The organism is Streptomyces sp. DT190, from assembly GCF_049846985.1.
In the GTDB taxonomy this organism is placed as follows: Bacteria; Actinomycetota; Actinomycetes; order Streptomycetales; family Streptomycetaceae; genus Streptomyces.
In genome coordinates this window covers 253,182-263,375 of sequence record NZ_JBNCNM010000013.1, presented here as the reverse complement: position 1 = coordinate 263,375, position 10,194 = coordinate 253,182, and the positions used below count along the sequence as shown (strand labels likewise).

The following is a 10,194-nucleotide window of genomic DNA, read 5'->3' as shown; positions in this document are numbered from 1 at the left end:
ACGCCAACACCATCGCCCACGAACTCCGCATCCCACCCCCACACCACACCCCCACCACCACACCCACCACCACAGCAGCCACAGCAGCCACCGCGGCAACCACACCCTGACGCGGCGAACACGACGAGACCGCGAGGGTATGTACTGGCAGGTGTCTGCCTTGGGCAGGCGCCTGCCGCGATGCTCAGGGCGTGACCAAAACGAGTGTTCCGATCACCGTCTTCGCCCGTACAACGTCCAGCCCCGCGCACACCTATCGGGTCATCGTGCCGATCGACCTCGCCCAGGTGTTCAAGCCGTGGGGACCGTTCCCCGGTGTCGCGGAAGTGCGCGACCAGAGCGGCATCTGGAACCGGCCGGGGACGTCGCGTCAGACCTGGTTCACCGACGGTTCCAAGGCCGACGAGCGGCTTACCGAGATCGCGGAGGGACACGGGTTCGCCTATGAACTGAGTGGCTTCACCAACGTGCTGGCGAAGCTGATCTCCGGGGTGCGCGGCGAGTGGTCGTTCCTCCCCGATGGGACCGGTACGTCGATCCGGTGGACGTACGACTTCCGGCCGCTGCCCGGCCGCCGCTGGATCGTCGCGGGGCCGTTCAAGCCGCTCTGGGCCCGCTACATGCGCGCCGCACTCACCAGGATGGTGACCGTGGTGCAGGAAACGCCCGGTGGCATCATGAAGGAGTGAGCGACCTGAGCTTCGGCGCCTTACTGCGCGGCTATCGAGACCGCCTCGACCCGGCCGATGCCGGCTATGCCCGATCGGCCCGCCGCCGCGCCCCTGGTCTGCGCCGCGAGGAACTCGCCGAGCTCGCCGGCCTCTCCGTCGAGTACGTGCTGCGCCTGGAGCAAGGCCGGGCCACCCACCCTTCCGCGCAGGTGGTCTCGGCCATCGCCCGCGCGCTGCGGCTTGCCCCGGCCGAACGCGACCAGCTCTTCCGCGCCGCCGGCCTGCTCGCCCCGCGCGACCGTACCGTCGGCACGCACCTGCCGCCGAGCATCCGCCGCCTCGTCGTCCGCCTCGGTGACCTCCCGATCGGCGTGTTCGCCGCCGACTGGAGCCTGCTGTGGTGGAACGACATGTGGACGGCTCTGCACGGCGACCCGTCCGGCCTGGCGCCCGCCGAACGCAACCTCGCCCGCGCGCTTTTCGGCACGGGAGAGGGGCGCTGGCACCTGTACCCCCTGTCATCGGCAGCCGGACCGTACGCGTTCGAGACGGCGATCGTCGCGGATCTGCGCGAAACGGTCGCCCGATATCCGGCCGACCTGGAACTGGCCGCGCTGGTGGACGGGTTTCGCAGAACGTCGCCGTTCTTCAGCGAACTATGGGCCGTGGCGGGCATGGAGCAGTTGGCGGGGGATCTGAAAACGATCAACCACCCCGAGTTCGGCGACGTGACCTTGGACTGCGATGTGCTGACCTTGCCGGGAGCCGACCTGCGCCTGGTCACCTACACAGCGGCCCCGGGAACCAGCGGCGCCGACCAACTCGATCTCATGCGTGCGTCCCGGCTCAGCGAAGCCCTCTGACGCTAGGGGCGCTCAGGACCTCGTTCGGCATCTGACCGTTCATCGCACACAGGGGGCTCGGTGCCAAATCGCGATCCGATCCGGTGAGTTACGAGGCATCCGAACGTCAAGCACGCCCCTATTGGCGCCCACCACGGCAGTCCTTGTCATCGACATACGGAACGGGTTCCTGCACCCGAAAGGATCGCCCGCAAGCGCCGGTAGACGTCTGCCGGATGCCGAGCCCGCCATCCGCGCCACCCGGGACCTGCTCGCCCGCAGCCCGCAGGTCAGATAACTGTCATGACTGCCCGTGCTCTACACCCGACAGGTCACCATCGAGGGCGGACCGGAGATGTCCCCCGGGTGGCACGAGGCCGCGGCACCGGCCTTCCCGCCCGGGCGCCTCGGCACAGGGTGGAGGTCAGGACGAGCGAGCGCAGCGGGGATCCGCAGCCACTGCCGCGTGCGGCACGCATCGCTCACGCGCCCTTGACGCGCTGCAGCCCCCGACACGGGTTGGCTGTGCCGGGGGCGAGGTGGGTTTCTACATGCTGTTACGGTGCGGGCAGGACGGCTGCCCTCTTGCACGCCAGCTGTGCCTTTGCTTCCGACAGGCCTGGGCCGTAACCCCTGCCCACGGGATCAGACGTGGCCTGCAAAGCGCTCTCGCACTTGTCGAATCGCTTCGCGACTCCGTCCTGACAGGCGTTCTCCACGATGCTCGCCGTGGGCAGCCCTCCGTTCGCGGCCACGGTATCGATGCAGGCGCTGTAAGTGGCGCTGGCGCTTCCAGCGCCGGCAACGACGCCCGAAGTGGCCAGAGCCAAGCTCGACAGGGCCACGGCAAGGGATCTGAGACTACGCATACCTTTTCCCGACTCCCTCGGTAGGAAGGAAACTGCCACTGGACCTGCCAACGAGCCCGCTCTCCAGCGCGTTGAGCCCATCTGGTCGCTACCACTCGATCGAGGCAAACTCGGTGCGCGGCGTGAACGGGACAGCTGCTGGTGTCAAGGGCCTTCGCGAGGGCCTCGGTCCGGGCTCTGCACGGCGCCCGGCCCCCTCTCCTCGCAGGGTCGGGCGCGGACTTCGCAGCGTCTGGCCACGATGCCGAACACCGTGTCCGGCCTGCGCTTCGTGCGCGCCGGCACCTGCTGGCGCAGGACCTCGACGGCCTGCTTCCTGGTCGCGTTCTTCGCCCGCTTGCCCGGGTCCCAGCACTCACCTGTGTGCAGGGTTCCTTCACCGGTCGGCCGGAGGGCATGTGACTGCCTGGCGGAAGGTGAACAACCGGTCCGGGTCGCACTCGGCCTTGACGTGTTGCATCCTCTGGTAGTTCTCACCGTGGTAGGCCGTCTGCCAGTCGGTGAGTTCCGGGCCCATGCCGTTGGTGTAGCCGCCGACTCCCAAGTGGGTCTGCAGGGTTGCGTGGGTGTCGCGCAACCACTCGAGCCTGCGGTCGACGTGTGCGGGGTCGGTGTGCCGGTGCCAGTAGGAGTGGTATTGCACGACACCGACGACCCCTCGGTGGGGGAAGGCCGTAGCGCCCGGGGGCCGGTCGTTCTCGTCTACACCGCCCTGTGCATCATCATCACCATCGCCTTCGACGCCGACGTCGACAAGCAGGCCGGCGCCTACGCCACCGGCATCCTGGCGATGATGGTCTCCGGCGCCTTCGCCGTCACCGTCTTCGCCGCCCGCCATCGACGGCGCCCGGTCACCATCGGGTTCGCGCTGCTCACCGCGATCCTGCTCTACGCGCTGATCGCGAACATCCTCGACAAACCCGACGGCATCGCCATCTCCGGCTTCTTCATTCTCGGCATCATCACCGTGTCGTTGGTCTCCCGCGTCTCGCGCACCACTGAACTGCGCGCCGACAGCATCGTCTTCGACGAAGCCGCCCGTCGGTTCATCACCGACACCCTCGCCCACGACCAGTCCATCAACATCACCGCCAACCGCCGCCAGGCCGGCGACGCCGCCGAGTACAGCGCCAAGGAACGCGAACAGCGCGGCACCAACCCGGTACCGGGCCCGGCCGACGTGCTCTTCCTGGAGATCGACGTCGTCGACCCGTCCGACTTCAGTGACACCCTCACCGTCCACGGCGTCGAAGTCGACGGCCACCGCATCCTGCGGGCCGAAGCCCCAGCAGCGCCCAACGCCATCGCCGCCGTCCTGCTGGCCCTGCGGGACGCCACCGGCGTGCGGCCGCACTGTTACTTCGCCTGGGCAGAAGGCAGCCCTCTGGTGCACATGATCCGCTACTTCCTCCTCGGCCGTGGCGACACCGCCCCCGTCACCCGCGAGATCATCCGCAGCAACGAACCCCACCCCGACCGGCGCCCCGGTATCCACGTCGGCGACTAAGCGTTGTCCCGTAAATGATTTGCGGCATGCTGGGTGACCAGTGTCGTTCCCCGGTCACCCAGCGAGGGTTAGGTTGTGGAGGCGGGCGATGCCGAGCATGGCGTGGTGGACGCCGTCACCTTTGAGGCGGCAGTCGCGGAGGATCTTCCAGGTCTTCATGCGAGCGAAGGCGTGCTCGATGCGTGCGCGGACCCTGCGGTGTGAACGGTTGTGCTCCTCTTTCCAGGCTGGAAGGCCGGCCTGGCCGGGTGCGCGGCGGTGCGGGATGACCAGGCCGGTGCCCCTGTAGCCGCCGTCGGCGATCACCGTGGCGCGACCGACGGCGGCCTTGGCGCCGGACAGCTCCCATGCCTTGCAGTCGTTGCGGTTGCCGGGCAGCGGTCGGCCGACGGCGACGACGAGCCGAGTGTCGGCGTCGATGACGACCTGGTGGTTGGTGGAGTACCGGTAGTTCTTGGACTGCTCGGCGATGCTGTGGTCGCGGGTGGGGACCAGGGTGCCGTCCACGATCAGGACGGTGTCCGTGCGGAACCGTTTGCGCTGCTGGGGTGCGAGCGCTGGTCCGAGGTGGTCGATGATGCGGTCGGCCGCGGACTTGGACACCCCGAACAGCGGTGCCAGTTGGCGCAGGGTGAGGTTGGTGCGCCAGTAGGCGGCCACCAGCAGCACCCGGTCCTCCAGCGGCAGGCTCCACGGCCGGCCCCTGCGAACCGGGTCGGCGCCCTCGCGCCGGAGCACGGTGATCAGCTTGCCGAATTGCCTCGGGCTCAGCCCGCTGAACGGGGATATCCACGCGGGGTCCGAAGCCGTGATGACGCCAGCCATTTCAAGATCATCGCAAGTGGCCGGGGTGCCTCTCCCTGTTCAGTACGTTTCAAGGGCTGGAGGAAGGCTCGCGGCCGTGTGCGCTTCCGCAATGTTGAACACACTGGCGCAAGCCGGACACTCTGCCCGGCCAAAGACGTATCTGATCCCCTCGGCGAGCCGCTGTTGCCCGTCCCGGCCGGCTGTGGCATGCATCCATCGGCCCGGGTCGCGAAGCTCCTCGGCCGGGGCGGGCAGCAGTGACCGCTGCTCGATGTCGCCCTGATCCCAGTCTCGAATGGCCGCGTAGCAGCCGTAGTCGCCGACGGCGATGGTCACCTCCGCTTCGCAGCCGGGGCAGGACACGGCATAGAAGTCGTCGGCGAAGTCTCCCAAGGAGGCGCTCCAGTGGTACTGCCCTGCAAGGGCAAGCAGGTCACCGAAGAGCCGGTTGTAGTCGGCCGGACGCGTCCGAAGCCTCTGGTCCACGAGTTCCCGCAACCGAGTGACCTCGTTCGGACAACCCGCGAGCAGAGCTTCACCGTCGGGGTGCCGCAATGTGCCACGCACGATGGCACTGGCCAATTCGAGTGCCTGGACACACGCGGGAGCGAGAGCTGCCAAGCGCGGGAGAGCTGCGAAGCTCGCCGCGGAGACCGTCTCACCGTGGAGGCAGAGACGGTCCCACAGCTCGTCCCACGCCTCCGCCGCTTCCTCTCGCTCCACCTGATCCAGGAGCAGTGGCACTCGCCCAACCGCCCCGTGAGCATCGACCACCTGCGTCCAGTCCGTCACGAGGGCATTCAACTGTTCCCACAGCCTCGCTGCCAACCTGCAGAAGGACAGGGCCACGAGCTCCCGAGTCATTGCGGGACAGCCCTTAGGCCGTGCGTCCAAAGTGGATCTGGGACTGTGAATGATCACGGTTCATGGCGCGGGGGGGGATCTCACGGACGAGCAGTGGGCGGTGTTGGAGCCGGTTGGTGCCGAAGGGCGCGAAGGCCAGGCGGCCGCCGGTCTGGCCCCGGCGGCGGCTGATCGACGGCATGCGATTCCGGGTCCGGACCGGTGTGCCATGGCGGGACGTGCCTGTCGTGTACGGGCCGTGGGGCCGGGTCTACGACCTGTTCCGCCGGTGGCAGCGGAACGGCACCTGGCACCGGATCCTCACCCAGCTCCAGGTCCTGGCTAACGCGAAGGGGGTGATCACGTGGGACCTGAGCGTCGACTCCACGGTCTGTCGCGCCCATCAGCATGCAGCAGGGGCCCACAAGCGGGGTGACCTGCGGAGGGAACCACCGGGCGGTGTGTTCACCGAGCCCGGAGATCATGGGCTGGGACGCTCGCGCGGCGGGTTCACCACCAAACTGCACCTAACCGTCGAGCAGGGCCAGAAGCCCATGGCGATCCTGATCACGGCTGGGCAGCACGGGGACTCGCCGCAGTTCGAGCCCGTGCCGAAGAAGGTCCGCGTGCCCCGCATCGGACCGGGCCGGCCACGCGTCCGCCCCGATCGCGTGCGGGCCGACAAGGCGGACGCCTCCCGCAAAAACCGCGCCTACCTGCGCCGTCGCGGAATCCGCTGCACCGTCCCGGACAAGGCCGACCAGGCACGCAACCGCCGGAAGCTCGGCTCCCGCGGCGGTCGGCCACCGCACTTCGACCCGGCCGACTACCGCCGGCGTCATACGGTCGAGTGCGGGATCAGCCGACTCGAGAGACACCGTGCCGTCGCCACGCGATACGACGAGCTCGCCGTCCGCCACGAGGCGACCCTACTGATCGCGGCCATCAACGAGTGGCTGTGACCAGCGCAGTCGGAACACTCTCGGTGATCAGGATCTCAGGAGCGGTTCTTATGTCCGCTGGCTCCGGGTGCTCAACCGGTCGATCTCGGCGAGCACGTGGTCTACGAGCGGACGGACCTGTGCCTGCAAGGTCTCGCTCCAGCTTTCATCGGAGTAGCGGCAGTTGAGATAGAGCTGCCTGGCGTGCTCGAGAGCTGGGCGGTGTTCGGGAGGGAGCCGGGCGAGGGCCCAGTCCGCGGCAGCATCCTTCGGTCTGATCCGGCCGGTGGTGAGCGTGGTCCAGATGCGTGCGAAGGTCAGCAGGACGTTGCGGGTGTCGCCGTCCAGGTTGTCGAGCAGGTCGGGGATGCCCGCCACGCTTGCCCGGACCAGATCGGAGTGCGGGACGGGGTCGAGGATCTGTGTCGGCCGCGGGCCGACGAGGGGGTGGTCACCGGTCAGTGCCATCGTGATCAGCAGGGCCAGATCGGGCAACGGCTCCGGCCGGGGGACCTTCCCGGCCTCGTACTCGGCGCGCAGCCACTCGCCGTACAGGAAGTCGCAGGTCGGAGGGTATCGCCATGGCTTGACCTCGGACTGGACGACCACGGTGAGCTCGACCGGGCGGGTGTTGTTCCGGGTGCCGGAAATTTCGAGCAGGCCACCGAGAAGCGCCCGTCGTTCCCGCTCGGTCATCGGCCTCCGGGAGATGAGTAGTACGTCCACGTCGCTGGCTGGTCTGAGGCCTCCCAGCACGGAAGATCCATGAAGATAGGCGCCGATGAGCTCTCCGCCCAGTACCCCACCGGCCAATCCCGCGATCTCCTGAAGCTGATTCACCGCGCCAGTGTCTCCCGTCATCCGGCACGGCTGCACGGCATTACGGGGCGGCTCACTGTCCACCATCACGCGAGCATGCTGGTTGCAACCGTGAACGAGTGGCTGTGACCAGCACTTTCGCAACAGGCCCTGGGGCCGCTGTCGCTGTCGGCCCTGTCGAAGGCTCTCAGACGGTGGACGGACGGTGCCGGTGCCACTGGCGCGTTTTGCCGTTGCCCACCACGTCCCCTCGTGCGATCTTCGGACCGCCCCCGCAGTCGCGGGTGGTCACTCGACGGAAGGGCGGACGCGGTGACGACCAACAAGAGAAGCATGAGGCACAGACGAGCCGTGGCCACGGTCGCGTTATTTGCCTCGGGAGTTGTGACAGCCATCGCCGGGCCGGCCACAGCAGCGCCCCCCGCCCAACCGGCACGCACACCTGTGACCGTCGCACCCGGCATGCTGGCTGACCCGACCGCGGAGGAGCAGGAGAAACTGCGGGAAGTCGCCGGTGCGATATGGAGTCCGGAGCTCGCGGCCGGTTGGAACATGAACGCCGAGGTGGCGGACATCCTGTCCACCGCTACCGGCGAGATCCTCCAGTGCAGCCAGGCCTTCGCCTTGGTCCCCCGCCCGCCCGGTTTCGTCCCCGGCCTCGGTTACCTGGTCAGTTACTGGCAGAACCTGCGCGACTACTTCCGTGCCGTCCACTCGAACCGGACGTACCGGGCCTGTGTCGTCACCGCCGCCGCCTCATACCGCTCACCCATCGAGATCGCCTCCATGGGCATCTGAGTTCCAGGGAATGTCTGTCAAGGATCTCTCTCCCTCCGTTGGGGGGCGATGACGACAAGGAGTGTCAGCCGCGCTCGAGACCTACCTGTCCTGGTACCGCGAGGGCCGGATGGACGGGTCCGAGTTCCGCGCTGTCACCGACCACTTGGCTCGGTCCGGGCTGACCGTCGAGCATCCGATGCTGGGCTGCGGCATGCTGTTGGACGTCATGGGAGAACAGGTGAAGCTGCCTGTCGAGCGCATCCTGGATCTGGTTGGCCTTTCGGTTGGGCCGCTCTGCATGCAGTTCTGGCTGTCGGCTGATACGGACCTGGTGTGCCAGGTCAGGTACGTGGCACGGACACGCAGATCCTCACCTTTGTGCTCGCCGGGTTGACCGAGACCGAGCGGGAGCAGGCCACCGATGCGGTTCAAAAGTTGGCCCAGCGGGAGTTGGCCAGGACTGTCGCGCTTCTCGTCGATCTGGGCGGCGAGACAGCGGACGAAGACGATGACGCGCTGGTCCTGTACGGCCGACTGCCGATGGGCCCGCGCCCGGACCGAGTGCAGTTCCGGACGGACCGGCTCAGCGCTGTTCCGGCTGTTCTCGTTGGAGCAGAGGTGACGGATCTCGGCAACGGGCTGAGTGCAGTCCGCTGGTAACGATCACCGGGCAGGGTCACAGAGCCTAGGGACGAACGCTGTGCGGTGGAATCCGGACCGGTTTCGGGCGGCGAGTCTGCCGAACCGTCGCTATGGCGCGAAACGGCTTGAGGCGGCTGAGACAGCGTTCGACGACATTGCGGGCTTTGCAGAGCTCGCGTCGAAGGCCGGTGGCCTACCTTCGGCCTTCCGCGCCGTACGCGGCTGGCCTTCTGATCGACCCTTTCCGAAATGACCGCCCGAACGGCTCCGGCGCCGCGGGATCTGGCGGATCGCCCGTTGCGAGTACGCCTTCTCGGCGAGGACCGCGTGGACCTACGGCTCGGTCGCCCGACGCCGGTCCTGGGCACTCGCAGAACGTCCAGAATCGCATCGAAGGCGGTAATTCCTTCAGGCAGAGACCCGCCTCCCACGGCCAACCTGCCACCATAATGCTCACGTTATCGAGCGCCAGACATCATGTATCACTGGCTCGCTGACATCCCTCGTCAACCGTGTGATAGTCAACGGGCCATCGCCTGATGACTCAGACGACGACCTCAAGAACCAGCACTCCGTCTACAGGTCAAAGACGCATGCCGAAACAAAGGCGACTCCCAGAAGGAGGAGACATGCGTAGAGCCGTATTGGGCTTGTTCGTCGCCCTGACGGCCGTGCTCGCGGCAACGCCCCTTGTCGGCGCCGATCACACCGAAACCGTCGCCTGCTGCGGCCCGCCCCCGCCCGGGTGGCCGTGACGGGCAGTCGCCAGCGGGTTGGATCAGCCTTCCCGGCTGCCGCACGTTGTCCGTTCCACACGGTCGAGGAGGCATGCATGACGTGTACACCGATCCGGAGAAGGGGCGCAGCGATAGCCCCAGACCGACGACTGGATGTTCCTGCTGCGCCAGGGCTTGAACGGCGAAGGCTGCGACTGGACCTAGGGGATGCCATGCGTAAGGCCGTGCTCGGCTTGTTCGTGGCACTGGCAGCGGTGCTCGCGGTAGCACCGCTCGCGGGCGCCGACCAGGTCCGGACCGTCGCCTGCTGCGGCCCGACCCCTCCCGGCTGGCCCTAAGGCACTCACCACCTGCCTGATCATGCAGAGGGTCCGTCGGCTTGCCGACGGACCCTCTGCCCATCGGTCGGGGTGGCGGATGGCGAGCGTGCATGCCGTTGTTTCTGCCGCGTCTGCTGCATCGCGAGGTCACAGCCCGTGCGGTAGCTGAGCAGGTCGTCGGAGGCCCCCGGCGCGCTTGTTGAGAACCAGTCGGCCCAGGAGGCCGGCTCCGCCACACCGCACTCGGCGGCCACCCACCGATCAGCCGCGTGAACAACGCTGCGGGCCAATACACCTGGCTCGGGGTCGAGGCTGATGTCGAGGTACTCGGTCCGCGCACCAAGGCGCCAAGGCCGGTCCATGGACCGGCCGCGGCCCCCGGGCCGCTGAGCCCGGGGGCAGCGGCCGACTACTTC

Annotated in this window: 14 protein-coding genes and 1 pseudogene; 9 read left to right on the top strand and 6 right to left on the bottom strand. The window is 67.8% G+C overall.

Annotation, left to right across the window (positions count from 1 at the left end; genetic code table 11):
- Positions 1 to 266: 266 nt before the first annotated feature.
- Together ACPXCS_RS23485 and ACPXCS_RS23480 are read left to right on the top strand one after the other, a co-directional pair.
- Positions 267 to 689, top strand: a complete 423-nt coding sequence (locus ACPXCS_RS23485; RefSeq protein WP_425948593.1) for an SRPBCC family protein — start codon at positions 267 to 269, stop codon at positions 687 to 689.
- Positions 686 to 1,534, top strand: a complete 849-nt coding sequence (locus tag ACPXCS_RS23480) for a helix-turn-helix transcriptional regulator (RefSeq protein ID WP_425948595.1) — start codon at positions 686 to 688, stop codon at positions 1,532 to 1,534. The genes ACPXCS_RS23485 and ACPXCS_RS23480 overlap by 4 nt, the downstream gene beginning before the upstream one ends.
- A gap of 992 nt (positions 1,535 to 2,526) precedes the next feature.
- Here the strand turns inward: ACPXCS_RS23480 and ACPXCS_RS23475 are convergent.
- Positions 2,527 to 2,859, bottom strand: coding sequence for a DUF6233 domain-containing protein (locus ACPXCS_RS23475; protein WP_425948596.1), 333 nt, complete (start codon positions 2,857 to 2,859; stop codon positions 2,527 to 2,529).
- Complete coding sequence (locus tag ACPXCS_RS23470; RefSeq protein ID WP_425948598.1) at positions 2,759 to 3,025, bottom strand: BBE domain-containing protein; 267 nt, start codon at positions 3,023 to 3,025, stop codon at positions 2,759 to 2,761. Before ACPXCS_RS23470 ends, ACPXCS_RS23475 begins: the two co-directional genes overlap by 101 nt.
- Between ACPXCS_RS23470 and ACPXCS_RS23465 the strand changes: the two genes are divergently transcribed.
- A complete protein-coding gene (locus ACPXCS_RS23465) occupies positions 3,020 to 3,889 on the top strand; it encodes a hypothetical protein (RefSeq protein WP_425948599.1) in 870 nt (289 codons plus the stop codon). The genes ACPXCS_RS23470 and ACPXCS_RS23465 overlap by 6 nt on opposite strands.
- Before the next feature lie 54 nt (positions 3,890 to 3,943).
- Here the strand turns inward: ACPXCS_RS23465 and ACPXCS_RS23460 are convergent, their stop codons facing one another.
- Positions 3,944 to 4,714, bottom strand: a complete 771-nt coding sequence (locus ACPXCS_RS23460; RefSeq protein WP_425948601.1) for a transposase — start codon at positions 4,712 to 4,714, stop codon at positions 3,944 to 3,946.
- A 39-nt stretch (positions 4,715 to 4,753) separates the two neighbouring features.
- Entirely contained in the window at positions 4,754 to 5,488 is a 735-nt protein-coding gene (locus ACPXCS_RS23455; RefSeq protein ID WP_425948603.1) for a hypothetical protein, read from the bottom strand.
- A gap of 121 nt (positions 5,489 to 5,609) precedes the next feature.
- Between ACPXCS_RS23455 and ACPXCS_RS23450 the strand changes: the two genes are divergently transcribed.
- Positions 5,610 to 6,501, top strand: a protein-coding gene (locus ACPXCS_RS23450) for an IS5 family transposase (RefSeq protein WP_425948605.1) whose coding sequence is annotated in 2 segments (ribosomal slippage) — positions 5,610 to 5,674 and positions 5,673 to 6,501 — 894 coding nt in all. Because the reading frame shifts where the segments join, the coding sequence is not laid out codon by codon here.
- A gap of 48 nt (positions 6,502 to 6,549) precedes the next feature.
- On the opposite strand, the gene ACPXCS_RS23445 is transcribed toward ACPXCS_RS23450, so the two are convergent.
- On the bottom strand, positions 6,550 to 7,320 hold the full coding sequence (locus ACPXCS_RS23445) for an aminoglycoside adenylyltransferase family protein (protein WP_425948607.1): 771 nt from the start codon (positions 7,318 to 7,320) through the stop codon (positions 6,550 to 6,552).
- Between ACPXCS_RS23445 and ACPXCS_RS23440 the strand changes: the two genes are divergently transcribed.
- From ACPXCS_RS23440 to ACPXCS_RS23425, 4 genes are all read left to right on the top strand, one after another.
- A complete protein-coding gene (locus tag ACPXCS_RS23440; protein WP_425948903.1) occupies positions 7,246 to 7,428 on the top strand; it encodes a hypothetical protein in 183 nt (60 codons plus the stop codon). The two genes, ACPXCS_RS23445 and ACPXCS_RS23440, sit on opposite strands and share 75 nt — an antisense overlap.
- A 333-nt stretch (positions 7,429 to 7,761) precedes the next feature.
- Complete coding sequence (locus ACPXCS_RS23435; RefSeq protein WP_425948609.1) at positions 7,762 to 8,097, top strand: hypothetical protein; 336 nt, start codon at positions 7,762 to 7,764, stop codon at positions 8,095 to 8,097.
- Positions 8,098 to 8,158: 61 nt separating this feature from the next.
- Complete coding sequence (locus ACPXCS_RS23430) at positions 8,159 to 8,473, top strand: hypothetical protein (RefSeq protein ID WP_425948611.1); 315 nt, start codon at positions 8,159 to 8,161, stop codon at positions 8,471 to 8,473.
- Positions 8,470 to 8,739 (top strand): hypothetical protein, encoded by a 270-nt coding sequence (locus tag ACPXCS_RS23425; RefSeq protein ID WP_425948613.1) that lies wholly within the window; start codon positions 8,470 to 8,472, stop codon positions 8,737 to 8,739. The genes ACPXCS_RS23430 and ACPXCS_RS23425 overlap by 4 nt, the downstream gene beginning before the upstream one ends.
- 3 nt (positions 8,740 to 8,742) lie before the next feature.
- On the opposite strand, the pseudogene ACPXCS_RS23420 reads toward ACPXCS_RS23425, so the two are convergent.
- Positions 8,743 to 9,122 (bottom strand): annotated as a pseudogene (locus ACPXCS_RS23420) (IS5/IS1182 family transposase); the annotation flags it as partial.
- A 548-nt stretch (positions 9,123 to 9,670) separates the two neighbouring features.
- Here ACPXCS_RS23420 and ACPXCS_RS23415 point away from each other — a divergent pair.
- Positions 9,671 to 9,796 carry a hypothetical protein gene (locus ACPXCS_RS23415; protein WP_425948615.1) on the top strand — a complete coding sequence of 42 codons (126 nt, stop codon included), beginning with the start codon at positions 9,671 to 9,673 and terminating at the stop codon, positions 9,794 to 9,796.
- Positions 9,797 to 10,194: the final 398 nt, after the last annotated feature.